The sequence below is a fragment of the Nitrosopumilaceae archaeon genome, assembly GCA_035631875.1.
GTDB lineage: Archaea > Thermoproteota > Nitrososphaeria > Nitrososphaerales > Nitrosopumilaceae > TA-20.
Genome location: DASQHX010000009.1, coordinates 439068 through 464693 on the forward strand (window position 1 = coordinate 439068; position 25626 = coordinate 464693).

The window sequence follows — 25626 nt, forward strand, 5'->3', positions numbered from 1 at the left end:
ACAAGTTTTTTGGTAATCTGTTTATAATGATTTCCGGTAGCTTCATAGACTGGAAATTCTCAGCTAGCTATGTGACAAAGCTCATTGTCTGTCTTACCGGAATGCCAGGAGCTGGTAAATCTACAATAGCTGATGCTCTAAAATCAAAAGGCTTTGATAAGATAACCATGGGTGACGCTGTTAGAGCAGAAGCTACTAGAAGAAAGATTGATCCTACTGGAGAAAATTTGGGCAAGCTGATGCTTGAGATTAGAGAAAAAAATGGTCCCGGCGCTGTTGCAGAATTGATAAAAGATCAAATTGTAAACTCAAAATCCGACGTTATTCTAATTGATGGAGTACGTTCCATTCCAGAAGTTGAGGTATTAAAAAAATTTGGGACAGTAAAGATTCTTGCAATTCACGCATCTGGAGATACTAGATTTGGATTTTTAACTAATCGAAAAAGATCAGACGATCCAGAAAATCGTGGCGAATTTGTCAAGCGAGATTCTAGAGAAATAGGAGTTGGGATGAGTGAATCAATCGCACTTGCAGATGAAACCCTATCCAACAACAATCTCACAATTCCGCAACTAATTGATTCTGCCTGTAATATCATAAAAGGTTGGATAAAGTGAAAATTCCCGATGTCTCCTGCAAGATAGAAGCATATGCAGCTGTAAACCCTTCCGAAGATCCAGAAAAAGTTCGACTAGCAGTATCACATGTACTTTTGGATGCAAATTACAAGTACGAAGATGGTAGCATCAAAGCCACTTCAAAGGATCTTCAGTCTCTTGCTAAAATTTATGACATTATTAGATCCCGTAGAGTTACAAGAACATACAGACGACAGATGCGATTTCATACACATGATACAACCACATGGTTTTATCTAAACAAGCAAGCTGCATTTGTTGATGTGATAGCAATCTGCGAAGAAGCAGAAGAATCTCCTATGGGACCAATCAAAATAATACTACACTCTGAAGATATTTCCAAAGTAATAGACTGGCTAGTTCCTGAATCTACTGAATAGGGATTTTTAAAATGAGTAACGAAATGCTAGAAAAGGAAAAACAGGCACTTACCCCTGAATCTGGATTTAATCTTATAGGAATAGATCCGTTTGGGTCTGCAGGAAACACACTCTATCTGATAGAACATTTTGAAAAATATCAGGATGCATTAAATGCAAAAAAACAAAGAGATAATCCCGATGAATATTTGATTTTGTATCCTGGTGCAGCATGACATATTCTCACTTGACCTGCGCTTGAACTATCTAATCGTATTTTAAAAAGTGAGGGAACTAAACCAACTAAACAATTCACATATGGGTCCAAAATAAAATTGAAACGCTAATCAAATTGACTTCAAAGAAATAAATCAAAATGATGTAAAGTGATTATAATTGCTTACAAAAGAAGATAATTGTTTCCAACACTTGAAATAGTTAAGATTAAACTGCTCACTGATTGAGTCTGGGAAATCTTCCATTAGATGCTTCTAAAAGAGTGTTTTTAGCCCCAAGTTGTCTTAAAGATAATACAGTAGAAAGAATATTACAAGTTCTTGATGGCTACAAAGTGCCAAAAGACAGAATAATTCTGCAAGTAGACATGGACATTCTAAACTCAGGTGATTATATTATTCGTTGTTCTGATGGAGTGATGCAGTTGTTTGAAGTACAGCTGACTCTACCATTTGGATTTACAACAAATCTAGTAGGAAAAATCTAGTATCTATAATCAAACCACAAATTCTTCCAAGAATCAAAAAATTTGATCAAAACTTATTTCAAAAGAATATTAAAAATGTAATTTACATAACCATATCAACTTTTAAATAATATTTCCAGAGTTGGAAACTAGTTAAAATATATGAAAGATGACAAGTCATTTACATTTCGACTACCTTTGGATTTAGCTAAATCCCTTGAATCACAGTGTAAGGAGGAACGTACAAGCTTAAACAACAAAATTCAACAAATTCTTAGATTCTACTATGTTTGGCAAAAGCCTATTGGAGGTGCGTCAATCATGCCTATAAACAAAACTTTTCATCAAAAGACCTTGACAAAGATTTCAGAGAAGGAAGTATCAGAAATTGCCTCTGATGTTATCCCACAAGTTTTGAAAAATATAATAGCCTTTAGGGGGAGAAGTTTCAATATTGAGAGCCTGTTAGAACAGATCGAGGAATATTTCAAAATCTGTCAGTTTGGTTTCGTACATTCTGTAGAGAATAAAGAACACAAATTTGTGATTGTCCACAACATGGGTAAAAATTACAGCATATATCTTCAATCCTCTTTAAATCCAAGTTTTAATGAATTAGGTCATAGGTTAATAGATCTGAATATTACTGATACCACTTGTTCCTTCAAAATAATAAATTCAAATTCTGAAACGTAGTGAACAAAATACCTTATGGTTCTAAAATGGAATCAAAATAGTAACGAGTCTTCATAAGGTCTGAACCTAATGTTATGCATTTTTGATTGTTCACTCACTTTTTTTCTTTAAAAAAATCAATTATGGTAATGAATATCGTCACAGAGATTATACTAACTAAGAATGTTGTCAATGTTATCATATTGTAAGTACTTTACTTCAAGCATCTAATAATCTCGGATGTTTTATTTTGTTACATAGTTGCTACGTAGATCCTTTTAGTATTCTAAATCATCCGTAATTTTGCATTCAAATCCTATAAGACTAGAACCAAAGACAGTTTAACTCTGTAGACCTGATAAACACTATAAACACTATTGATAACTGGTAAATACGAAAGGTGTCTTGAGATGAGCCATGGACAGAACAGCAAAAGTTCTCATAAAAAATTTACGACTAGCATCATTGATGTTTCTGATCTTACCATTATTTGCAATCCACGGAATAGTAGCTGCAGAATCGCAAAGTTCTGATAAACATGATGATAATAGCAAGATCAAGCATGTGTTGTTGATCTCTGTGGACGGACTGCACCAATCCGACATTGATTGGTATGTCAGCAACCATCCAAACTCCGTGCTTGCCAAGCTTGTCAAAGGCGGCGCAGAGTACACCAACGCACACACCGCAGTTCCATCGGACTCGGATCCTGGCGGAAGTGCGTTGATGACAGGCGGCGACCCGCGTGCGACAGGCGTCTACTATGACGTCTCATACAACCACGCCACCTATCAGGCGGGCACGACATCGTGCCACGGGCCAACAGGTAGCGACGTTGTCTACGACTCGCCAGACGACTTTAACGTGACCAGGCTTGACGCAGGTCAGAACATCCCAGGAATCGATTCTAACCCAGCGCTAATAATGAAAATGACGGGCAACCCGCAGACAGTGCTTGACCCATCTACATTCCCGGTTGACCCGGTTACCTGTAAACCGATCTTTCAGCATTCTTACTTGAAGGTTAACACGATATACGAGGTTGCAAAGGCTGCCGGTTTGAAGACCGCGTGGTCTGACAAGCATCCTATTTACGAATCGTTCAACGGACCGTCCGGTCATGGGATCGACGATTTGTTCACACCCGAGATAGACTCAAACGCAGTAGAGCCAAATGGACAGCCGTACCCGGGTGGCCCTGCTTGGAAAGATGACAACGCAGCGACCAAGCAGTACGACAGCTACAAGGTGCATGCTATAATCAACGAGATCGACGGCAACGACCACAGCGGCCAGAACAAGGTGGGTGTCCCAGCTATTTTCGGAATGAACTTCCAGGCAGTATCGACCGCAGAGAAGCTGTTTAAGTCCCCGGCCACTTTGATTGGTCCGGATACGAGCGGCAACTATGCAGAGGGGCCAGCCCTACTAGGTGGCTACCTCCCTGGCACAACTACCCCAGGTCCACTGCTATCGATAGCATTTGATTACGTCAACGCACAGCTGGAGCGAATGGTAAACGAGATCAACAATCAGGGCCTGACCGGCTCAACAGCGATCATTGTGACCGCAAAGCACGGACAGTCGCCGCTGGATCCAAATCTGTTGCATCGAATTAAAGATGGTCCAATAATTGACGCTATCAATAATGCATGGAATCTGAATATAGGCTGTACATCGAGCTGCATGCCGCTGATAGTCGCTGGAACAGACGATGACCTGTGGCAGAGCTACTTGTCGGTCAAGACGCAGACAGCCGCAGACTTTGTCGCAAGCTATCTGTGGAATCACAGTGCGCCTGGCAAACTCTATAACGGTACGACCGTGTCGGTGCCCCACTCAGGTTTGGCTAAGATTTACGCCGGCAAAGCAGCAGCCGACTTCTTTGGCGTGCCTGTCTCAGACCCGCGCCACCCAGACGTGTTCGCGCAAGCCCAGGTTGGAACCGTATACACCGGCGGCAGCAAGATTTCTGAGCATGGCGGCAACAACCCCGGAGACCGCGACGTTCCGATAGTAGTATATGCACCTGGAAATGTGAAGCCCGACTCGAACGACCAATCAGTCGAGACAACGCAAGTCGCGCCGACGATCCTAAAGTTACTCGGGCTGGACCCACACGATCTGCAAGCGGTGGGAATCGAGCATACACAGGTGCTGCCCGGACTGCATGGTCACTAACCTCCTGTCAGGCCTGGCTGATGAATCATAGAATTCAGAATCTTAATCCAAAATACCAGTAAGGAAAATTGACTATGGATAAGATGCTAGTTTATGACATTAAACTGTTTTAAAAAAAGAAAAGTAGGAGATTCTGTTTGGGGGGATTGGTAATTATCTCCTACTTGTTTCAGAAAATATCTTCTGCAACTTTGATTCAAGCTCCTTTTTACCCTCTGACTGTATCAGCATTGATTGCCAGACTTTGGCTGCAGTTTCAATCATTGCATCAGCAGCTTTGTCAAGTGAGGGACCGAATGAGGCATCCACTCTTTTTTTGAGTCGTTCCACATGTGCCTGATATAGCGCATCGTGGAATGCCTTGTGCAATAACTCCATTGATTGTTTTACAGGATCAGCTGCTCCACAACCACAGTCACTGCATTCCGTCTCGGTGCATGAACACGTTGCATCTTCTTCCATATTGCATGTTCCTGATTTGCATTCCATATTACTTTCTTATAGTCACTATAGAAAGGTAAGTATATAAAATGAAAAGTAACTCTACCGAAAGTAAGTGAGATTTAGGTAATCTGATATCAGTAAACTCACTTTCATATTTTTATAATTCATGTTACTAATGATCATATGCAAAGTAAAACTCAAAAACCAAAGTTTTCAATTCTGCACATAATCTACAAAAAAGAAAAATCATGACCTTCAAAGTTTTAGGTATTGGCTCTAGTCTGCGTGATGGTTCTTCTAGTACTGCCACATTAAGGATTGCATTGGATTTAATAAAAAAACATGGCGTAGAAGCGCGATTGCTTGACTTGAAACAAACCAATCTGCCATTGTATGATCCAAACGAAAACCAATCAGGCTTGGAACTTCAGAAAGTAAAAGAGGATGTAAAATGGGCAGATGCATTTATTCTTGCCACCCCTGATTATCACGGTTCAATGTCAGGAACTATGAAAAACTTTCTTGATTATTTTTGGTCAGAATTTGCCGGAAAAATGTTTGGCTACATATGTGCATCACATGAGAAAGGCTTGACAGTAATGGATCAAATGAGAACAGCCGTGAGACAGTGTTATGGATGGAGTCTACCGTATGGAATTTCAGTGAATGGGGAAGATGATCTTGAAAATGGAAAAATCGTACACCAGAGGATGAAATCACGATTAGAGATGCTCGCGCGTGATTTGGTTGTCTATGGTAATTTAATTCGACAACAATTTGTAAACGATATGAAAGGAAATTTTCCTGATACGTTTGCTGCTCGTTATAGAAAATAAAGAATTTGAAAGTAATTGGATTATCCACTAGGAAAATAGCGAACAAAACCTAGATTTGAGTTAATATTTTTGCTTACTAAAAGTTAATCTGCTTTCAACATACTCACTTACCTGTTTATATAATCACTCTACTATAGTAACTATACAAATGATAGTTAATACAAAATCAAATCTAGAGAAAAATTCTGGGATAAAAATAATCAAGGCTAGTGAACACTACAAAAATGAGATGGATTGGCTTAGTACGTATCACCATTTCTCGTTTGCAGATTATCAAAACCCGGACAAGATGAACTTTGGACCTTTACGAGTCTTCAATGATGATATAATACAACCAGGAACAGGATTTGACTTTCATTTACACAGGGATATGGAGATCATAACCTACGTCATAGAAGGTGAGCTAGAGCATAAAGACAATCAGGGAAATCATGGAGTGATATATCCTGGAGAGGTTCAAAGAATGACAGCTGGCTCTGGAATAATGCACTCAGAATTCAACCATTCCAAGGAAAAACCACTCAGACTATTGCAAATGTGGGTTTTTACAAATAAAAGGGGACTAGTACCATCATGGGAACAGAAAAAGTTTTCAAAAGAAGAAAGAACAAACAAGCTGGTACCAGTAGTTGTAGCTGAAAATACCAAGGATGCAAATGCATTAAACATTCATCAGGATGCTGCCTTTTACCTTTCAACCTTGACTGCTGGAAATCATGTAGAACACAAGCTAAGTGCTGGACGCAAATCATACTTGTTTGTAATTGATGGAGAGATTAAACTCAATAATAATTTGATGCAAACAAGAGATGCAGCTATGATAGAGAATGAAAATAATCTGGTAATCAAGGCAGAAAAACCAACAGAATTAATTCTAATTGATCTACCAGAAAAATACGCCATTAATAATTGAAAACTCTGAAATTATAGTCCAAAATAATGACTGGGTCTTTATCAAAAGTTTTGATAAATATTAGATTTAGAAAAAATGAGGTGGAAAGATACTACTTTCCCGATTCAGTACTGTCTTTTTGTTCTCCGTCACCGTCTCCGTTTGGTCCTGGTGCTGCACTTGCACTGTTATGATCGTCGTTAGTTTCTCCATCTTTCTGGTTGTCTGCGCCATTATTGGCAGTCTGTATTTCGTTTGGACCGTCTTGTGGGTCGACTGTTGTTGGTGTAGTTGATGTGGTTGGTTGTGCAAATACATTATTTGTTATCCCAAATCCAATGGCTATTACTGCAACTGCTATCAGCGGAATTGCCAAGAACATTTTCTGGTTTTTCATGTTGTTTCGTTTCACCTCTTAAAAACATGATAATGGTTTTTTGTATATTATACTTGAGGGGCACTAGGCTAAATGAGATCAAAAAATTTGCTTGAGAATACAACCATTATGATATTGACATTAGATGATTGCACCAATAGTATGATTAACCTTTATGAGTGAATCCTTTTGGTGGAAAAGAAGGAGAAAGTAGATTGCGAAATGCAAGAGATAATGATGAAGAGACTTCAGAAAACAGACAACACATTTATGAATTCATTAAAAAAAATCCAGGGGCTCATCTTAGGATGATTTGCCGAGAACTAGAATTAGCGATGGGCGCTACCCAACATCATCTTGCTATACTGGAAAAATCGAGTAGGATAAAATCAAAGAGGATTAATTTGCATCGACATTATTACGCATCTGACGTACTAGATGTGCAACATACACTACTTGCATTTTTGAGACAGGAAACAGCTAAAGATATCCTGATGTACTTGATAGAACACCCAAGTTCAACACAAACAGACATTGCAAATTTCAAGAATTTTTCACTCCCAACCATAAGCTGGCACATGTCAAGACTCGTAGAATCTGGTATTGTTTCGTCAAGAAGAGACGGTAAAATTATCAAATATGATGTAATAGATGTTAAGAGCGTGGCTGCATTAGTAAAGATCTATCATCCAAACATTTGGGACAAGCTCTCCAACAGTCTTGCAGAAATGTTCTTGGAGCTTGCCTCTAGGACAGAGGAGAAGGACAAGAAATGATGTTAGGAAATATTCTGTTAATGTTCAATAGTATATCTGAAGGAGGAGAACAGCCTATTCTTCCAGCATCATTAGATTTTGCAAGTGGAATATTTGCAGCCTTTTTGCTAGCTCTATCACTACTGGCATACAAGCGTACTAAGATGAAAAGGCTACTTTTTGTCTCTGCAGCCTTTGGGCTTTTTGCGTTTAGGGCAATAATTCCTAGATTGGATCTGTTTCTTCCAGACTTGGATTTATCTGCAAGTATTGAAACCATATTATCAATAACTGGATTTGTAATATTGGGACTTTTCTTTTTGGCAATAGTAAAAAAACAAAAATCATAAAGAAAAAAATCTTCCAATATGATTATCTGAATTAATTCTTGAGATAAGAAAAATGATCTTAATTAGACAACTGTACCTCAAATATAATATACAAAATTATTCTTCTTTTAGATGAACTCAGATGTTTAATGTATTCAGACAAAAAACAAACCCATCAAAACAATATCGTTCAGAAATGGGTATCATTGCAGACATTTTAGGCGTAGCTATGGATTGTGGTGCACAAGGCGCAATAATATCTTCTATAGCTAGAAGAGCAAATCTCTCACACTATGCAGTGCTAGACAAATGTAAGAAGCTAATAGATGCAGGACTAATAAAATCAACTAAGGATAATAGAAATCATATTTTTATCATTACAGAAAAAGGCATCAAATTCTTTCAAGAATTTCAGGAATTTCAAATTTTGGTCCAGTCAGTAAATCTAAGGTATTGAAGAAATAGAGTTTTAGCTGATTGCACCTGATATGATATATATCAAAATATACGACATTAATTAGGAATCATTTTCAAACATGCTAAAAAAACCATTTTCATTTTTCATTTTGATAATACTTGGTATTTCAGGTGTCATAGCTTGTACTACGCCATATCTGATATCTCACACCACAATAGGGCTAGAATTCAAAGGTGGTTATGAAATACTCTATACAGCAGAATCACTTCAATCTGGAAAACCTGTTGACAAGGATGCCTTGTTATCAACAGCTAATATCTTGGCTGCACGTGCAAACTCGCTTGGAGTTTCTGAACCTCAAGTAAGCATAGAAGGAGATCATGAGATAAGAGTAGACCTTGCTGGCGTATCAAGTAATGCACAGGTCAGATCAATAATGGATGCTCAAAACAATTTACCACTAAAATTAACAGAAAAATATTCCGAGACAGTTGGTGGTGTACTAGGTAAATCAGATCTACAAGCTACATTTTGGGCTGGCATAATTGCATTAAGTATCGTTTTGTCGTTTATGATAATATTTTACCGTGGTGTCGGATTATTAGCCAGCTTTACTGTAGTGACATATTTGTGGCTCCTTCTTCTTGCCTTTAACGTATTTCACGGAGTCTTATCTCTTGCAGCAGTAGTTACTTTTGTTCTTGGAATGGGAATAGCTGTAGATGCAAATATCATTGCTTACGAAAGAATCAAAGAAGAACTCAGAAAAGGCAAATCAATTGCTGATGCACTCAAAGAAGGCGAACATAACGCATTTCATATTATCATGCACGCTAACATTACAACTGCTATTGCTGCCATAGTGCTTTTCTTTGCAGGTATAGGACCAATCAAAGGATTTGCGTTTACTCTAATACTTAGTATCATAGTCAGCATAGTAAGCAATGTCTTTCTTTCTAGACTACTGCTTAACCTGCTAGTCAGAAGCAATGCAGTAAAGAAACCATCATTTTTTGGTATGAGGATAAAGCAATCTTCTGAATCACTAAAACACTTTAGCTTTGTAAAACATCGTTACAAGTTTTTTGTAATTTCTGCTGTTATTGGTGCAATAGGTGCGTTTATGCTATTTACAACGGAATTAAACTATGATATTGATTTTAAGGCTGGAACTGCACTTGACATTACACTAGACAAATCAATCACACAAGATGATGCAACAAATATCATGGGAAATGCAGGAGTTCCACCAGCTACTGTAGCAATTGGAGGTCAAAACAATAATCAGATTGCAGCTAGATTTGATAATGTCCTAAAGTCAGACGATGTAAATAGTATCATTAGTGCCTTCAAAGATAATTATACAAAAAATGTTGTGTATGAAGAGAACACATATGATCCAGCTGTAGCACAAGATTTAGAAACAAAAGCAGTTTACGTTATACTTACTGCCATTGCTGCAATTGTAGTGTTTGTTGCAATAAGATTCTCGTGGAGATTTTCTATTGCAAGTGCAGTTTCTGTACTAAACTCAGCATTCTTTGTCTTGGCCATGTTTGTCATATTCAAGTTGGAAATTGATGTCACCTTTATCGCTGCAATACTGACAGTAATAGGATTTGCAACATACAACACAATTGTAATCTTTGATAGGATCCGTGAAAACCTCAAGCTCCATACCATAAAGAATCACGAAGAACTACACACAGTTGTTAATCAAAGTATTTGGCAAATGATGACAAGATCAATTAATACTGTCATCACTGTTGTAATTGCTGCTGTTTGCGTGTACTTGTTTGGTGCAGAACCTTTGCATAATTTTGCACTAGCGATACTTTTTGGCCTGATCTGCGGCACCTATTCCTCTATTTGTATTGGTACTCCAATATACTTCATGTTAACGAAAAGATCATTGAAAGTGGAAGAAAACCCATGATTATTATTTTGATACAATTGAGAGAAGCTCAGGCAACGCCTTTGCAGAAGTTGATCTAATAGAAAGATCCATGCTTTGAGACATTGGAGTTTCTTCTGGATTTACTTCAACCATAACAGCTCCATTTTGTTTTGCATATACAGGTAACATATTTGCAGGAGATACTGCAAGTGATGTCCCTACTACAAACATCACATCACAAGAGCTTGCTTGCTCCATGGCCTCACCCCAAATGTCTTGTGGGAGTGGTTCTCCAAACCAGACCACATCAGGTCTTAAAATGTTATTACATTTACAGATAGGCGGAAGCTCTGAGAAACTTTCTGCTATTTTTTCTTTAAAATCACAGACAGTGCACTTTATTGTAACAATGCTTCCATGTAACTCATAAACTTGACTGCTTCCTGCTCTTTGGTGTAATCCGTCAATATTTTGAGTCAGGACACGAACCTGCTTGATTTTTTCTAAATCTGCTATGGTATGATGACCTGCATTTGGCTTTGCAGCAAGTATGTTCTTTCTTCGCTCTTCATACCATTCCCATACCAATTTTGGGTTTTCATAAAATGCGTCTATTGTGGCAAGCTGCATGGCATCATATTTTCTCCACAAACCATCTTTTCCTCTAAAAGTGGGAATGCCGCTTTCTTGTGATATCCCCGCACCAGTGACAAAAACAATTTTTTCTGCGTCAAGTAATTTGTCAGCTATTGATTCAAACATTTCATTTGATTTCTATTTCTAAAAGATCCTTTGCTGCTATTACGGAATCATGAATGGTTTGTGCCTCTTTTACCAAAATCTCTGCATCATCATATCTTGCAGAAAAGTGAGTCAGAATAAGGTTTGAGACGTTTGCCTTTTTTGCCAATTCTGCAGCCTCTTTTGCTGTAGAGTGGAAGTTTTCTTTTGCCTTTTCTTTTAGCTCATCTGAATATGTAGAATCAAATGTGATGTAATCGCAATTTTTAAAAAACTCTACTAGTTTTTTTGTTGGCCTTGTATCCCCTGATATTCCGATTTTTTTACCTGGTCTTTTCTCACCCATAACTTCAGGTGGCTTGATTGTTTTGTTTCCTAGATTGATTTCTTTGCCACTTTGAAGCTCATGCCAGAGCTTGCCTTCTGGAATTCCTAACGCCTTTGCTTTCTCAAGATAAAACTTGCCAGGCTTGTCCTTTTCATGAAACAAATACGAATATGCAGGAATGGAGTGCTCTGCCTCACAGCAATGTATAGTATATGATTCATCATCAAGGACCAGTCCTTCTTCTATCATCATTATCCTAACAGGAAATGTGAGACCAAAGTTTAGCACTTTGAGATTTGCTGCCATAAAATCCTCTATCCCCTTTGGACCGTAGATGTCAATTGATTCAGTTCTGTTTTGCAAAGACATTGTTTGCAATAATCCTAGTATGCCAACAACATGATCGCCATGCAAGTGTGTCACAAAGATCTTCATCTTTTTGTTCCAGCCGATCTTTGATTTTAGAAAAGATACCTGTGCGCCTTCACCTGCATCAAACATCAGGATCTCCTTGTCCAAGACTAGACAGATGCATGTCATGCCTCGATTTTCTGTTGGCATTGCTGCCGATGTTCCCAAAAATACTAGCTTCATTTTACTACTATGGTCCTAGTCAAACTCTTATGCCTATAGATATCATATTTTTTTGCTGGGTTTAATTCTATCTGGTCTATAGCACCTTTTTTGTACATGATGGCAATCTTTTTTTTCTTTGGCAGTATAGAGACAAAATCATGTAAGAGTTTTTTTGGAGACTGGGATGATTTTGAGGAATTACCATATGGCAGATCAGTTACAATTCCATCTATCCTATCATTGATCTTTTGTAGATGTTCGTATCCTGCATTGATTATTTTCGAATTAAATCCATTTGAGGACAGATTCTTTTTTGCAATATTACACATTTTTTCATCAAAATCAATTCCAATGGAGTGTATCCCCATTGACTCAGCTTCTAGTAGTATGGTTCCAGAACCACAAAAGGGATCACACAAGGTTTCCTTTTCATTTAACCCTGATAGATTCACCATAGCTCTGCTAAGCTTCCAGTGAAGCTCTGACGATGATTTTATTACTTTTTTTGGTCTTGGAGGCTCTGAAATCTTGGTAGTGTATCCGATATAGCTTTGCGAGTCTGTAAAAATAAGATAGACAGTTAGTGATGGATTTGATAAAGAGACCTTGGCTCCCGAAGTCTGTTTTATTGCAGCACCAGTTGTTTTTTCTATCTTGGAAAGGTCCAGCTTTTTTGATGTGAGATTAATTGCTCTACAGGCAAATGTTTCTGGCTTGTGCATAAGGGAGAGATCTGCCTCTGAGAACAAATCAGAAAATGTGCTTGCTATCTTTCCAGCAGTTCTCACAAATGTAGCTCTTTGAGATATTTTACTCCATGGAATGGTAGAGTTTGTTATTACTAGCCTAGAGTCTGTTTTGAATGATGTCTTGGTATCATAGCTTTTTGATATTGCAATTACTTCATCTCTTGCAAGCTCGACATTTTCTCCAGAGACTACAAAGAAGCTTTGCGGCATTATACGATTGCCTTTGCTATTATAGGAGAGACATCAACCAGTCCCGTCTTACCAGGAATTGTATTTGTGCTGACTATTTTTGAGACTCCAGCTTTTCTGATTCTCTTTTCTGCATCACCAATCAGCAATGCATGTGTGCAAGCTGCATAGATATTTCTGCACTTTTGCTTTTTTAGAAACTCTGCAGCCTTTACTATGCTTCCACCAGTGCTTATCATGTCATCAACTAGAATTATATCCCTTCCTTTGACTTGTTTTTGGTTTTTTGATCTGATTTCCACAACTCCAGTCTTTCTGTCACGATATTTCTTTAATGCGATAAATTTTACACCAAATTGGTTTGCAAAGTCTCTTGCTCTTGAAATTCCGCCAAGGTCTGGTGAAACCACAAGAGGACTTTTTAGATTTAATTTCTTGAAATATTTTACCAATTCTGGTATTGCAGAAACGTTTCTTGCAGGAATTTTAAAATGATTAAGAGCCATTTTACTGTGTATGTCCACTATAATTATTTTGGTTGCTCCTGCTGCTTTTAGCATATTTGCAACAATTGACATAGTAACTACCTCTCCTGGCAGAAATTCCTTGTCCTGCCTTGCATATCCAAGATATGGAATTACAGCAATAACTTGAGACGAGTATTTTCTTGCCTTTGAGACAAGTGCAAGTGTTTGGATTAAGTTAGAATCAACTGGAGGATATGTTGATTGTACTATTATGATTTTTCCGTTTGGTTTTCCAGAAATAGTAATTTTACTTTCACCATCTGGGAAAACTCGTAATTCTGATTTGAGATATCTTGCCTCTAGTTTTGTTGCTATCTTTTTAGCAAGGTCTTCGGAAGCTTTTCCGCCTATCACACTATAATTACTCAACAAACTCATTCGAGTTGCGCGTTATTCTTAAGTTTTGAGGAGATGTTTAAACAATACAATCACAAAATCAAATCATGCCAAATAGAATAGTCTCCTTTTTCCCAAGCGCTACTGAGATACTTTACGAGCTTGGTGTTGGAGATGATATAGTTGGCGTAACACACGAATGCAACTATCCAGAGCAAGCAAAATCAAAACCACGCGTAATCCATTCCTCTTTTGATTCTAATACTATGACAAGCCAAGAAATAGACAACAAAGTTGTAGACCTGATGCATTATGGAAAAGACATTTACATTTTAGATGAACAGACACTCAAAAAAGCAAACCCAAATCTAATAATTTCGCAAGGCATTTGCGAAGTATGCTCTCCTTATACAAAAGAAGTCAACAGAGCTGTTGCCATCTTACACAACAAACCCGAAGTCATAATTTTAGACCCAAAAAATCTTGAGAACATTTTAGATAATATAATTACAATTGGAAACAAGGTAGGAAAAACAAAAGAGGCTGAAAAGCTAGTTCTAGAACTACAAAAACGAATTCAATACGTAAATCGCAGATCAATTGAACTGCCAAAAAGAGTTCTCTGTATAGAATGGCTTGATCCACTCTTTACCGCAGGTCACTGGGTACCGCAAATGGTGGAAATGGCTTGTGGAATAAACGGTCTAGCTTCTGGCGGTGATCCGTCAAGACGCATGAAAATAGAAGAAGCAATAGCGTATGAGCCTGATCTAGTAGTTCTCATGCCATGCGGATTTGACATAAAAAGAACCATTCTAGAATACGAAAAGCTTGCTAACAATATACGATGGAAATCACTTGATGCTGTTAAAAACAACGAAGTCTATGCAGTAAACGCAAACGAGTACTTTAGCAAGCCAGGGCCAAGGACAGTAACAGGCCTTGAAATTTTAGCAAAGATCATACATCCAAAAACATATGCAGATCTAAAAATACCAGATAATTCATTTCAAAAAATCAACACGAAAAATTAGATATTAGGTTAAAAAGCTGATTATACCATGGACCTAGTCTTCTCTGACATTCATGCAGACATTGATGGATTAGAATCAATCCTAAATATGGCATCAAGTAGTGACTTTGTAAAAAAATATGGCAGTTTTTCCAGAATCATAAACCTTGGCGATGTACTGGAGCGAGGCATTTATCCAAAACAAGTACTGGATAGACTGCAATTATTAGAAAAAAATTATCCAATTATTTCTGTGATGGGAAACCATGACGAGGCATTTCTATCCAACAAATTGATTGGAGCTAGTTCAATAGAAAGCATGGATGCACATGCCAAATTATCCAATGATGATATAGCATTTTTCAAACAAAATAATGACGGAACGTTTGGCCAGCAGCTATATACAGATAAAAAAAACAAACTACTGTGCGTCCACGGCGGGCCACTAGATCCAAAAAAAATCACGCCAAAAAATGCAAACGATGAATCCTGGCTATATCACAGATCATGGCAAAGGCTTACGCCAGAGGATTTTGAGTTTTTTAGCTATTCTGGGTATCATTACAAGGCATCTTCCGCGTTTGACGAGGCAAAAAACAACCAATCTCATGTGATTTTATGCGGACACCAACACGAAGAGACGGCTCTCATACAAGATGGTGAGATTCGTGAAATCTATCACTCTCTCAAGATAACTCAAGAAAAGACCGCAAATCACATTCTAGAAAAAAGAGAAATAGAAATCAATCCATCACACAATTATATTATAAGACTAGGCCTTGGCGGCCCAGCTGGAAAATATGGCAAAGGTCATGCAGATCCACACTTTGGAATCATACAGTATGATCCAAAAAAAGTAACACTATTTACGATAAAATCACTAAACTAGACATGAGCGCCACAGAATCACTGCGCAATGATCACAAACAGATCAGAAGATTAGAAAAAATCATCACACAATGTTACACCAAATTATATGCAGGACAAGACATTCCGTTTTCCGATATAGAACAGATGACTATAATCATGTCAGAGTTTTTAGATGCAATCCACTATTCCAGAGAAGAAGATGCATACTTTGCATGTGTTGCAAGCTATGATACCTTACGAGAAGAGATAAGAGCATTTATGATAGAGCACGAGTTTGCAAGAAGAATTGCAAAAAGCATATACACACATCTGCAAAGCTGGAAAAAAGGAAACAACGAAAGAGAACCTGTTGCACGATTTCTCAAAACTTATGCAGTCTATCTAAACGATCACATCACAAAAGAAGAAAATTTCTTTGATGTTACTGAAAAAGAAATCCTGTCCCAAGAAGAAGAAAAGATGATGTACGAGGAATTTCGTGCAGTCACTGCCATTACCACAAAACTAGACGAGATGTTGGAATTGATCTCTGGATTAGAACAAAGACCTTGGATGAAATAAATTATTCTTCAAAGACAGATTTTACTTTGGGATAAACAGAAGAATCTGTTTCCTTTCTGAATTCGTAACTTGTTTTCATGATTATACTACAAATGCAGAATTATTATATATCATCACAATAGTATGCAGACTGTACATACTATTATGAATAACATTGTAAACTTGCGTGTCCATATTGCACCAGTTGGATTTGAGGTAGACAGGGTAGTCATCCCAGCGAAGAACATGAGAGCAGACAAGGTCTGGCTCCTAGTTCATGACAACCAGTCTGAAGACAAAGGCAAGCTGTATACTGAAAAAATGCAGAGCGAATTTAAAAAAATGAAGATCAAAGTGGAACTAGCAAAGGTTGACAGACTGAACTTGTTTCAAATAATAAAAGCTGTAAAAGAAATAGTTGAAAAAGAAAAAGATAATGACATTTACATCAATGTAGCGTCTGGTTCCAAGATACATGCAATAGCATTAATGATGGCAAGCATGATCTTCAACGACAAACAAAACATCAAGCCATTTTATGCAGAAGCAGAAAGTTATGCAGCATTCGAAGGAAAGCAACAATCCTTTGGAGTAAAAAAAGTAATGCCTCTACCCACTTACGAAATTCACATTCCAAAACCAACTCTGGTCCAGGCTCTGAAAATAATTAAAGAAAATGGAGGAAAGATAACCAAAAAAGAAATGGCAAAGCTTGCCTATGAAAACAAGCTAATTGTGGTAAATGCAAGAGAAGAAAACTTTCAGCAGGCCAGATTTGCAAGCCTTGACAAAAATATCATCCAGCCATTGCTCCAAGAATGGAAGTTTATTGAAATTGAACAAATCGGAAGAAACCGCTGGATAAAAATTACACCAGAAGGGCTAGGTGCAGAGGAATTTCTTACGTAGTTAGCTCTGGTTTTACTGTCCATGCTATTGCCATGCCAATAAATGGAATGGAAACTATGGCAGCAATATACACATAGGCTCTATACTGTTCGCTGTGTGCAGGATCAGGGTGTGTTAGAAGAATAGGCACTGGAAGTGCACATGCAAACCAAACAATAGATAACATGATTATAATTTTCAGTGATCTCTTTTTCCTTGGCGTCACGGTATGATTTTGGTATTAGTTCTATTAATTTGATTAGTATGATTATCTGGCAGCCATACCGCCATCTAGAGGCAAGACAGATCCTGTGGCCCATGAGGAGTCGTCTGAAGCAAAGTACAAAATGGCCTTTGCCACATCCTCAGGTGTTCCTATTCTCCCGATGGGATGTTCTGATATTGCCATGTCTCTATCAGATTCCGTAGAAAGATAGGGCTTTGTCATATCTGTCTCAACCATTCCAGGGCAGACACAGTTTACTCGAATTTTCCATTTTGCATATTCTATTGCCCACGCCTTTGTCAATAACACCAGTGCACCCTTTGATGCAGTATATGCATCAGCTTCAAAATTTTCAAATGCCTTCAGACCAGCATCAGATGAAACATTAATGATGCACCCACCATTTTTTTCTAAATATGGTATCACAGCTTTAGTAAAACGAAACTGCCCAGTCAGATTTACATCAATTACCTCATTCCATTCTTTTTCTGAAATTTTGTGCAATGGTTTTACTTCAGGAAAAATTCCTGCATTGTTTACCAAAACATCTATCTTGCCAAATTTTTCCATTGTTTTTTTTACAACATTTTGTACATCAGATTCATTTCTGATATCGCCTGGAACAGAAAAAACATTACCGACTTCCTTTGCAGCTTCCTGAAGTCTATTTGGATCTTTTGATGTTATAGTTATATTTGCACCTTCTTGTACGAAAAGTTTAGCTGTTGCCTTTCCAATTCCCCTGCTGCCACCTGTTATGATAGCAACCTTTCCTGCTAGTTTCATAAAATGAAATACGACAAGTGGCTTTTTAATTTTAGAGCTTTATTCCAAAGGTAATGTGACGGTTTAAGACAAAGTTTACACTAGATGCTATCACTATAGAAATCAAGGCAGCCAAAATATAATACATGGCAAACTTGTCCACAAATATGTAGTTAAACCCAAGCTGAATTAACATGCCAACCAAACTAATAGCAATGAATTTACCGTACATGAAAATTGTTCTTTGCTTTACCATTGTGTTCTTGAAAGTCCAAGTTTTATTTAGTATGAAATTTGTTGTCATGGAAAGATAGATTGCGATAGCTGATGATAGAAGATACCATAATCCTACATATTCTTTTAGTGCATAAAGAAGACCAAGATTAACCAATACACCGCTTGCGCCAACTAGATAATACTGAAAAGCATGTTTTGCAAAAAGGGAAAATCTATCTGATCTTTTCTGTTCCCCTACTGCCATGTTTCTACCAAGATTTTGAGACTTAATAAATCCTAAAACTGTAACTGTCAGATCTGTAAACTGTATAGGTCATCTATATCACACCAAAAATCAATTTGTTCCAAAAATTGATTTTTATTCGTCCTACATTCCATAAAGGCACGGTCATAATTGAATAATTTTATCAAACTGAAATGAAATTATAGAAAATTTTTCATAAAGTGATAAATACTTCAAAGACATATACTAAAACATGCAGAAAGATGCCAAATCTACTGCTTGAATTCGCGTGATCCCGCAGATTTGGTGTTGAAATCCGCCGCTATCGGTTCGGATTCATAAGAGGTAATCTCTGCTGTCTGACGGGGGGTCACGCCAATTATTTTTTATTCAAATCGACAGATATGCTACCATATACATTACCATGTGGATTGATTCTGATTTGAATTTCTTGATCTTGTGGAATCTCAATTATTTTGTTACCAAGATAATCCCAGGTGTCGTAGCTTGAAATTCCTGTGTTGTGTATAGTTCCATTAAGATTGAAATCCTCATTGTAAGAAAAGGAATCACCTTGCAATGAAATTGAAAGATTTTGTGGGCTGTCACCATTTGGTACAAAACTAAATTGATATGTTCCTTTTTGAATTTTGAAATTATCTGTAAACGTTCCATTGGTGTAAAGTTTGGGATCTGCTAGTGTTACATGATATGCTGTACTGGTTTGATTTTTTGGCTGTAGTGAAATTGTTATAGCTATTGCAATAATTACCATAGCTAGAACATAGACAGCTTTTCTCATCAAGATATGATTAGTTTATGGATATTTTAAAAAATTATAGTTTAAGGGATTCTTTGAGTCCTTTGTACCTATTTCTTATGGTTACTTCAGTTACTCCAGCTGCTTGTGCAACATCTTTCTGAGTTTTGTTCTCACCGTTCATCACACAAGACAGATACAATGCAGCTGCAGCAAGTCCCATTGGATCTTTGCCAGCAGAGATTTCAATTTCTGCAGCATCTTTTAGTATCAACAATGCTTTTCGTTTTGTCTTTTCACTCAAACCTGCTTTGCTTGCAATTCTTGCTACACATTTTATAGGATCTACTACTGGCATCTTTAGATCAAGTTCTCTTAAGAGTAATCTATAGCACCTTGCCACGTCCTTTCTTTTTATATTAATTCCATTTGCAACATCAGTTAGAGTTCGTGGAGTTTCAGTATCTCTGCATGCAGCATAAAGTGCAGCCGCAACCAATCCAGGAATTGATCTACCTCTGACAAGGCCTTTGTCCAATGCCTTTCTGTATATGTATGCAGTTTTTTCTATGACAGCATCTGAAAGTGCAAGCTTGTCTTTTAGTCTATCAAGCTCACTGAACGCTTGTCTAAAGTTTCTATCAACTGGCTCGTGGACCTGACTCCTACTATCCCAAGTTCTGAGTCTTTCTATCGTGCTTTTCATAGATGCCGATAAAGGTTTTCCAGAAGCATCCTTGTCTGCAGGACCAATAATTGTTGCTAGTCCCATATCGTGCATTGCAAGTGATGTTGGAGTTCCAGTTCTACTTCGATCCTCATGTTCTTCTTTGGAAAAAGATCTCCATTCTGGACCTGATTCCTCTACTCTTTCAGTTAGAACAAAACCGCAACCACCGCAGAACATTTCTCCAGTAGTACTATCAGTAACCATTGGACCTTTTCCACAACGCGGACAACGTCCTCCGCCACTGAAAGATTCGCGCGTCATATAATATCTAATAAAAGTTTCGGTCAAACAACAATAAAAAGGTTTAACTATTACCACAGATTGAAATTATTATTATAATAATATAGGTAATATCAGAAAATAAGAAATTTTTAATTAAAAATATATAAAATTTATAAAAATAATCATTTTATTTAGTCATGATATTATTATTTTTTTAAGAAATTTAGATAAAGTCATCTCACCTATTGGCTTTCTGATTGTTATCCCGAAAAATGTCTCAAATTAATTTCATTTTCTCTCAATGAGACGAATCAGATTTAGAAATTTCAAAAATTATTTTTGGTCACTTTTTTTGTTTTTGAAAATAATTTTCGATTTGAAAAATTATTTTTAATGCCAAAAACTCCCAAATGCAAATATTTAAATACGATTTTTTTGTTGGATCGACATTAAATAAAATGGAAAAATGTCCACTTTGCTGTGAATCACAGCAATCACAAACTGCGCTGGCGATTCACATAAAGAAAATCCATCCGCAGAGAAATATTGCGATGCAAATAGTGCAATAATTCTTTGCTTCTAGGATAGGTTCGTAGGATGTATCCAATATAGGTTATACACGAATTTTCATATTTTTGTTATAAAATCAGAAAAAAACATTGTTTTTGGATATACTGGTATGTGAGGCAAGCACGATTTTGTTAGCTAAATTTAGCATACTGTGAACCTCATTTCACACCTTTAATTAATAACAAATTTTCTTAGTCGTTACCATGACAACGTTCACAAATAACTGGCAAAGACCACAAACACCAAGCCTTGGTGAAAGATTCAATGATGCTATAAAACCAAAAGGTGCTCTAAAGCCAAGAATGGAAACTGCGATAAAAAGACTCCAGACTCAAATTTCAAAATTAGATGGAATGATTACAAAATTAAAACAAAGAGATGAAAAACTTTTCAAAAGAATTGTAGTTGCAACACAACAACATGATCTTACCGCTAGCAAAGTTTTATCAAAAGAATTAGCAGAAGTACGTAAGGTAACCAAGCTCTTAGGAAATGCAAGAATGGCACTTGAGCAAATTGAGCTCAGACTAAGCACATTCCACGATCTTGGAGACACTGTTGTTACTATAATGCCAACAATAGGTTTGATGAAGAACCTCAGATCATCACTAATCAAATTCATGCCAGAAGCAGATCGTGAGCTAGGCGGAATGACTGAAATGCTCAACGGTTTAATGACAGACACATTCCACAGTGGCGACTTTGGAATCGATTCAGAAGCAACAACTGAAGAATCAGAAAAGATACTCCAAGAAGCAGCAGCAGTTGCAGAGGCGGCAGTAAACGACAAACTACCATCCATGCCTGCAGGTCAAGGCCAATCTTCTGCTCGCTACATCTAGTTAGTTTTATCTGATAGTCTATAGCGAAGATATACTCTAAACAAAGCAAAAGAGACAACTAGGATTCCAGAGGCAACAACATACGTTATTGTATATCCAAACGAATTTGCAAGCTGTCCAGTACATAAGGCGCCAATAAAAAGACCAACTGTTGTAATTGAGCTATTCACTCCGAGATATTTTCCCTCAAAACCTTGGGGTATGCTTTTGAAAAAAATGATTGAAGTTGCAGTACTAAAAATTGAAAAAGCAATAACCATTAAAGAAGCTGAAATAATTGCTACTGCAAAAGACCCCTGGTCTATTGTTATTGGAATAAACAATCCAGCTATTGCCACTGCAGCTATTCTTGGTACATATGATAATGATATGGAGCGTTCCTCTCCCATTTTTGATATAAATCGTGGGGCCAAAAAGAAAACTGAGATCATTACTGCAGTTTGAACCATGTAAATCAGAAAGACATCTGAGTTTGAAAATCCATAATTTCTTAGAAATGGTGTAAATGCGGTAAAATAGATATTACTACCAAGATAAAATAAAAAGTTAGTAATATAGAAAACGCCTATCTCATCAGTTACTCTTCCCTTAAAAATTGTAATTATGTGTTTATAGTCATGCAGCTCTGGAATTTTTGGCAAGTCAACATGGAAATGTGAAAACACATATCGTAAACCATAGATTGAATGCGCTATACTACTCCTTTCCAAATGGAATTGGGATTCTTTGATTGCCATACTAAGACCCATTGTCGCTACACACGCTGCCGCACATATCAAAAAATATGGTTTTAAATCAAAATACACACTTCCTATTGCACCAATTATCATGGCACCAAACATGCCAAAAGTTCCAATTATTGAAGTTCTTGCAAATAGCCATCTCCATTGATTTTTATGAATAGATTCCATTACAAGTAATTGCGCAACAGGATTTTTGCCTACTATAAAGAAACCCAGTAGAGGAGAAATTACATAAAGGACATTAATGCTGTTTGTAAAATACATCATAAGACTGCAAAGCATTACAACAAAAAAAGTGACCAAAAGAACTGTGCGCCGTATATGAAATCTATCTATTACCTTTCCCCAAAATATGGCACCAAAAGCAGATGCACCATTTTGCATAGCAACAATAATTGCAATTTCACCAATATTTCCTCCAAGAAAAATTACATACAATGGGATGACAGTACATAGACCTTGGGTGACAATGTTTGAAGGAAAAAGATACCATATCCACTTACTGTTCTTTGTACTAGACATTGATTTTGATACTCACAATGCAGTCCTATTATTGTATAATACATTCTAATAAATTCCATAAATTTGTCGATTTTAATTAAAGCAAAACTAATGGATGGAAAAAATTTAATCATGCATGAGCGTGTATTGCACACGCCAAGCGCAAGGTAGGATCTTTTTTAGGGATCCATAAGCCTGTCAATGACCTTTGTCATCGTTTCTTGGGAGTCTTTCATCCCATAGACCGACTTGTTCCTTTTGTGCGGAAGGGTTTTTCCTTGACCGCGTCGCCTGTTTTCTGCATGATGCCTATCTTGGGAGGATGTTTCCTTTGATAGGGACATATAATACGTGATTAAATTATTTAAAGTTTTATGCAAATTTGAGTTTAAAATTTCAAGATTTTTTTAAAATATGTAGTTACTATATCATTATACAATTTTTCTTGAAAATTATTCAATGAATACTTTTATGATACACTTGCATACAAATTGCGTGACAAAAGAAATGGATCTTTATCATATGATATACGAATCAAACTTGGAGAGCAAGCTTGAGCAGATCTTAATTGGATTGACAAAAGATAGCCAATCACCAGAAATTGAAGAAGCGATACGCAAGTTTCTATTGTTCGTACAACATGCATCTGAAAATTTTTGGGAAACATTTCACAATGCCAAGACATACCAAGAAAGACTAGAATGTTATTATCAATTCTCTAAAAATCAATGTCTTGCCGCTGAGGTTTTGATTGGAGATTTGGATTCTATTTCTTCTGAACTTGATATCAAGGATAACCTGAGTTCAATGCTAAAAGAAGGTTTTACTTTCTAGGTTATAGTGAAGATTCAGATTTTGGACGTGATTCCTTAAATTTCTCTATCTTATTGCCTTCTTCATTTACTATACTATCAATAGACATGAGTTTTTCTCGTAGATTGTTAATCATAGTGCCCACATCATCTGCTTCTTTTTCCACATCTGTTCTTTTTTGTTGTAGTACTTTGATTCCGTGTCTTTCTTCATCAATATACTGACCTACCTTGAGTAACTTCTCTTTAAGATTTTTAATATCAACAGATTCATCCTCAATACTCTTCTCAAGTTTTGTACGCTTGTCTTTGAGGTTCTTGATTAATAGACCAACGTAATCTATTGCCTCTTCAAGTTTTGTTCGCTTATCCATAAGCGATCTTATTCCGATGTCTTCAGTTGGTTGACTCATGCTGAATTGTTCAATAGATTCCGGTATTTTTACTTGTTCAACGGATTTGTGCTCAATTTTAGGAGATTCTGTCTTTTGAGGCTCATAATGTGCGTCTTCAACCATAACACTACTTTCGGGTTCTTTTTCCGAGGAAAATTCATTTAATTTATCACGGTTTTTTTTGAACCTCTCAAACATATTGCTTATCAGTAATGTAATTTGCAATATATAAAAAGTTAATAGATTCACTCATTAGATACTTGACCTCATTTTCCAAATATTTGATATAATCTCAAATAAATGATTTTTTATAATAACGGTAAAACCCAAGGTTACAAGAATACTAAATTGATAGATTTTACTAAGTTTGTTTAGATTGTTAAATTGAATATCTGATCAGATTTTATATGGTATGAACTCATGGGAATTTAGGAAGGAGGTGCAACGATGAGCTATAACGAAGGCGGTTTTGGAGAAAGTTCTGATAACCGAGGCTACGGCGGCGATAGAGGCTACAGCGGCGGTCGAAGATTTGGCGGCGGTGGTAGACGCTTTGGAGGCGGCGGTAGACGATTTGATGACAGGCCAAAACCAGTAGAAACTGGCAAAGAATACGACGTATCCATAACAGAAATTAGTAGAAAGGGAGACGGTATTACAAGAGTAGATGGCTTTGTAATATTTGTCAAAGGTGGACAAATAGGACAAAATGCAAAAATCAAAGTCACTCAAGTGGGTGGACGATTTGCTACTGCTGAAGTAGTAGGAGAAGGTTCTCCACAACCTGCAGCAGAACCAGCATCTGAATAAGTGCTGTCCAACTTACCAAAAACTAATTTTCTTTTCCTAATTTTTCTTATTTCTACAAACGTACAGTTTTCTTTTTAATTAATTCCACAATTTCCAGTTTTCTTTTAATGTTAATATTTGGCTCTATTGTGACATATACTGTTTTTCGCTTTGGATATACTACAATTTGAGTCACTTTTTCACGTTCAATATGAACATAGTTCACAGGTCCTAGGCTTTTGTCAAATTGCTTTCGTATCTTCCTTCTGAGTGCAACTTGTTTGCAAAAGTGTTCTTCCTCTCTTTGGGTTTTAAGCGAAGTTTTTCCTTCCTTCATAATGGCTTCAGATATGTTTCCTTTAAGATCTATTATTGCCGCAAACCTCATTCCAGGATCTATTGATAAGATGTCTTCTACAATAGGAACCAAGTGTGCTTTGCCGTTGCCATTTTTCAAGTTATGTCATGTCAGATTTTAAACTCGGTAAATATGTATTGTTTTTAATATATGATCGCTTTCCATATCTTTGTTGAATTTATGGCTATAAT

33 protein-coding genes are annotated in these 25626 nt (G+C 36.9%); 19 read left to right on the forward strand and 14 right to left on the reverse strand.

All coding sequences use genetic code 11. The features are described 5' to 3' along the window. Positions 1 to 26 precede the first annotated feature (26 nt). The 6 genes from VEU72_04520 to VEU72_04545 all read left to right on the forward strand — a co-directional run bounded on the left by VEU72_04520 (position 27) and on the right by VEU72_04545 (position 4559). Positions 27 to 620 (forward strand): AAA family ATPase, encoded by a 594-nt coding sequence (locus tag VEU72_04520; protein ID HYL66395.1) that lies wholly within the window; start codon positions 27 to 29, stop codon positions 618 to 620. After that, the gene (locus tag VEU72_04525; protein ID HYL66396.1) at positions 617 to 1021 is read left to right on the forward strand and encodes an RNA-binding domain-containing protein; all 405 of its coding nucleotides are present in this window, start codon (positions 617 to 619) and stop codon (positions 1019 to 1021) included. Before VEU72_04520 ends, VEU72_04525 begins: the two co-directional genes overlap by 4 nt. Positions 1022 to 1032: 11 nt before the next feature. After that, on the forward strand, positions 1033 to 1236 hold the full coding sequence (locus tag VEU72_04530) for a hypothetical protein (GenBank protein ID HYL66397.1): 204 nt from the start codon (positions 1033 to 1035) through the stop codon (positions 1234 to 1236). A gap of 224 nt (positions 1237 to 1460) precedes the next feature. Next, the gene (locus tag VEU72_04535) at positions 1461 to 1724 is read left to right on the forward strand and encodes a hypothetical protein (protein HYL66398.1); all 264 of its coding nucleotides are present in this window, start codon (positions 1461 to 1463) and stop codon (positions 1722 to 1724) included. A gap of 141 nt (positions 1725 to 1865) precedes the next feature. Further along, on the forward strand, positions 1866 to 2399 hold the full coding sequence (locus tag VEU72_04540; protein ID HYL66399.1) for a hypothetical protein: 534 nt from the start codon (positions 1866 to 1868) through the stop codon (positions 2397 to 2399). A 396-nt stretch (positions 2400 to 2795) separates the two neighbouring features. Next, positions 2796 to 4559 (forward strand): alkaline phosphatase family protein, encoded by a 1764-nt coding sequence (locus VEU72_04545; GenBank protein HYL66400.1) that lies wholly within the window; start codon positions 2796 to 2798, stop codon positions 4557 to 4559. 153 nt (positions 4560 to 4712) lie between these two features. Here the strand turns inward: VEU72_04545 and VEU72_04550 are convergent, their stop codons facing one another. After that, the gene (locus tag VEU72_04550; protein ID HYL66401.1) at positions 4713 to 5048 is read right to left on the reverse strand and encodes a hypothetical protein; all 336 of its coding nucleotides are present in this window, start codon (positions 5046 to 5048) and stop codon (positions 4713 to 4715) included. 203 nt (positions 5049 to 5251) lie between these two features. Between VEU72_04550 and VEU72_04555 the strand changes: the two genes are divergently transcribed. Both VEU72_04555 and VEU72_04560 read left to right on the forward strand, forming a co-directional pair. Beyond that, entirely contained in the window at positions 5252 to 5839 is a 588-nt protein-coding gene (locus tag VEU72_04555; protein HYL66402.1) for an NAD(P)H-dependent oxidoreductase, read from the forward strand. Positions 5840 to 5987: 148 nt separating this feature from the next. Beyond that, complete coding sequence (locus VEU72_04560) at positions 5988 to 6752, forward strand: pirin family protein (GenBank protein HYL66403.1); 765 nt, start codon at positions 5988 to 5990, stop codon at positions 6750 to 6752. A gap of 91 nt (positions 6753 to 6843) precedes the next feature. Here the strand turns inward: VEU72_04560 and VEU72_04565 are convergent, their stop codons facing one another. Continuing rightward, a complete protein-coding gene (locus tag VEU72_04565; protein HYL66404.1) occupies positions 6844 to 7128 on the reverse strand; it encodes a hypothetical protein in 285 nt (94 codons plus the stop codon). 194 nt (positions 7129 to 7322) lie between these two features. On the opposite strand from VEU72_04565, the gene VEU72_04570 reads away from it, so the two are divergent. The 4 genes from VEU72_04570 (at position 7323) to secF (ending at position 10545) form a co-directional block, all read left to right on the forward strand. Then, positions 7323 to 7883, forward strand: a complete 561-nt coding sequence (locus VEU72_04570; GenBank protein HYL66405.1) for a winged helix-turn-helix transcriptional regulator — start codon at positions 7323 to 7325, stop codon at positions 7881 to 7883. Beyond that, positions 7880 to 8212, forward strand: a complete 333-nt coding sequence (locus VEU72_04575; protein HYL66406.1) for a hypothetical protein — start codon at positions 7880 to 7882, stop codon at positions 8210 to 8212. The genes VEU72_04570 and VEU72_04575 overlap by 4 nt, the downstream gene beginning before the upstream one ends. Positions 8213 to 8333: 121 nt before the next feature. Then, positions 8334 to 8648, forward strand: coding sequence for a winged helix-turn-helix domain-containing protein (locus VEU72_04580; protein ID HYL66407.1), 315 nt, complete (start codon positions 8334 to 8336; stop codon positions 8646 to 8648). 79 nt (positions 8649 to 8727) lie between these two features. Beyond that, positions 8728 to 10545 carry a protein translocase subunit SecF gene (gene secF, locus VEU72_04585; protein HYL66408.1) on the forward strand — a complete coding sequence of 606 codons (1818 nt, stop codon included), beginning with the start codon at positions 8728 to 8730 and terminating at the stop codon, positions 10543 to 10545. Positions 10546 to 10548: 3 nt separating this feature from the next. Here the strand turns inward: secF and VEU72_04590 are convergent, their stop codons facing one another. Genes VEU72_04590 through prs form a run of 4 tightly spaced genes read right to left on the reverse strand, consistent with a single transcriptional unit; the run spans position 10549 to position 13985 of the window. Further along, the gene (locus tag VEU72_04590) at positions 10549 to 11268 is read right to left on the reverse strand and encodes an NAD-dependent deacylase (GenBank protein HYL66409.1); all 720 of its coding nucleotides are present in this window, start codon (positions 11266 to 11268) and stop codon (positions 10549 to 10551) included. 1 nt (position 11269) lies between these two features. After that, complete coding sequence (rnz, locus tag VEU72_04595; GenBank protein ID HYL66410.1) at positions 11270 to 12169, reverse strand: ribonuclease Z; 900 nt, start codon at positions 12167 to 12169, stop codon at positions 11270 to 11272. Then, a complete protein-coding gene (locus VEU72_04600) occupies positions 12166 to 13110 on the reverse strand; it encodes a DNA methyltransferase (protein HYL66411.1) in 945 nt (314 codons plus the stop codon). Before VEU72_04600 ends, rnz begins: the two co-directional genes overlap by 4 nt. Beyond that, on the reverse strand, positions 13110 to 13985 hold the full coding sequence (gene prs / locus VEU72_04605; GenBank protein ID HYL66412.1) for a ribose-phosphate diphosphokinase: 876 nt from the start codon (positions 13983 to 13985) through the stop codon (positions 13110 to 13112). Before prs ends, VEU72_04600 begins: the two co-directional genes overlap by 1 nt. 74 nt (positions 13986 to 14059) lie before the next feature. Between prs and VEU72_04610 the strand changes: the two genes are divergently transcribed. The 4 genes from VEU72_04610 (at position 14060) to VEU72_04625 (ending at position 17283) form a co-directional block, all read left to right on the forward strand. Continuing rightward, the gene (locus VEU72_04610) at positions 14060 to 14986 is read left to right on the forward strand and encodes a cobalamin-binding protein (GenBank protein HYL66413.1); all 927 of its coding nucleotides are present in this window, start codon (positions 14060 to 14062) and stop codon (positions 14984 to 14986) included. 27 nt (positions 14987 to 15013) lie between these two features. Continuing rightward, positions 15014 to 15853 carry a metallophosphoesterase gene (locus VEU72_04615; protein ID HYL66414.1) on the forward strand — a complete coding sequence of 280 codons (840 nt, stop codon included), beginning with the start codon at positions 15014 to 15016 and terminating at the stop codon, positions 15851 to 15853. A 2-nt stretch (positions 15854 to 15855) separates the two neighbouring features. After that, positions 15856 to 16395, forward strand: coding sequence for a hemerythrin domain-containing protein (locus VEU72_04620; GenBank protein HYL66415.1), 540 nt, complete (start codon positions 15856 to 15858; stop codon positions 16393 to 16395). Between the two features lie 144 nt (positions 16396 to 16539). After that, positions 16540 to 17283, forward strand: coding sequence for a DUF6293 family protein (locus VEU72_04625; GenBank protein HYL66416.1), 744 nt, complete (start codon positions 16540 to 16542; stop codon positions 17281 to 17283). On the opposite strand, the gene VEU72_04630 is transcribed toward VEU72_04625, so the two are convergent. From VEU72_04630 to VEU72_04650, 5 genes are all read right to left on the reverse strand, one after another. Beyond that, positions 17276 to 17488, reverse strand: a complete 213-nt coding sequence (locus tag VEU72_04630) for a hypothetical protein (GenBank protein ID HYL66417.1) — start codon at positions 17486 to 17488, stop codon at positions 17276 to 17278. The two genes, VEU72_04625 and VEU72_04630, sit on opposite strands and share 8 nt — an antisense overlap. Positions 17489 to 17530: 42 nt before the next feature. After that, a complete protein-coding gene (locus VEU72_04635) occupies positions 17531 to 18274 on the reverse strand; it encodes an SDR family oxidoreductase (GenBank protein ID HYL66418.1) in 744 nt (247 codons plus the stop codon). 31 nt (positions 18275 to 18305) lie between these two features. Then, positions 18306 to 18734, reverse strand: coding sequence for a GtrA family protein (locus VEU72_04640; protein ID HYL66419.1), 429 nt, complete (start codon positions 18732 to 18734; stop codon positions 18306 to 18308). Between the two features lie 358 nt (positions 18735 to 19092). Beyond that, complete coding sequence (locus VEU72_04645) at positions 19093 to 19515, reverse strand: hypothetical protein (protein ID HYL66420.1); 423 nt, start codon at positions 19513 to 19515, stop codon at positions 19093 to 19095. A 34-nt stretch (positions 19516 to 19549) separates the two neighbouring features. Further along, entirely contained in the window at positions 19550 to 20464 is a 915-nt protein-coding gene (locus tag VEU72_04650; GenBank protein ID HYL66421.1) for a TFIIB-type zinc ribbon-containing protein, read from the reverse strand. 734 nt (positions 20465 to 21198) lie between these two features. On the opposite strand from VEU72_04650, the gene VEU72_04655 reads away from it, so the two are divergent. Then, positions 21199 to 21837, forward strand: coding sequence for a Snf7 family protein (locus VEU72_04655; GenBank protein ID HYL66422.1), 639 nt, complete (start codon positions 21199 to 21201; stop codon positions 21835 to 21837). On the opposite strand, the gene VEU72_04660 is transcribed toward VEU72_04655, so the two are convergent. Further along, entirely contained in the window at positions 21834 to 23102 is a 1269-nt protein-coding gene (locus tag VEU72_04660; protein HYL66423.1) for an MFS transporter, read from the reverse strand. The two genes, VEU72_04655 and VEU72_04660, sit on opposite strands and share 4 nt — an antisense overlap. Positions 23103 to 23576: 474 nt before the next feature. Here VEU72_04660 and VEU72_04665 point away from each other — a divergent pair, with 474 nt between their 5' ends. Next, on the forward strand, positions 23577 to 23915 hold the full coding sequence (locus tag VEU72_04665) for a hypothetical protein (protein ID HYL66424.1): 339 nt from the start codon (positions 23577 to 23579) through the stop codon (positions 23913 to 23915). A gap of 1 nt (position 23916) precedes the next feature. On the opposite strand, the gene VEU72_04670 is transcribed toward VEU72_04665, so the two are convergent. Beyond that, positions 23917 to 24486, reverse strand: a complete 570-nt coding sequence (locus tag VEU72_04670) for a transcriptional regulator (GenBank protein ID HYL66425.1) — start codon at positions 24484 to 24486, stop codon at positions 23917 to 23919. A 249-nt stretch (positions 24487 to 24735) separates the two neighbouring features. Between VEU72_04670 and VEU72_04675 the strand changes: the two genes are divergently transcribed. Then, a complete protein-coding gene (locus VEU72_04675; GenBank protein HYL66426.1) occupies positions 24736 to 25098 on the forward strand; it encodes a TRAM domain-containing protein in 363 nt (120 codons plus the stop codon). Positions 25099 to 25150: 52 nt separating this feature from the next. Here the strand turns inward: VEU72_04675 and VEU72_04680 are convergent, their stop codons facing one another. Next, on the reverse strand, positions 25151 to 25534 hold the full coding sequence (locus tag VEU72_04680) for a DUF6659 family protein (protein HYL66427.1): 384 nt from the start codon (positions 25532 to 25534) through the stop codon (positions 25151 to 25153). Between the last annotated feature and the right edge of the window lie 92 nt (positions 25535 to 25626).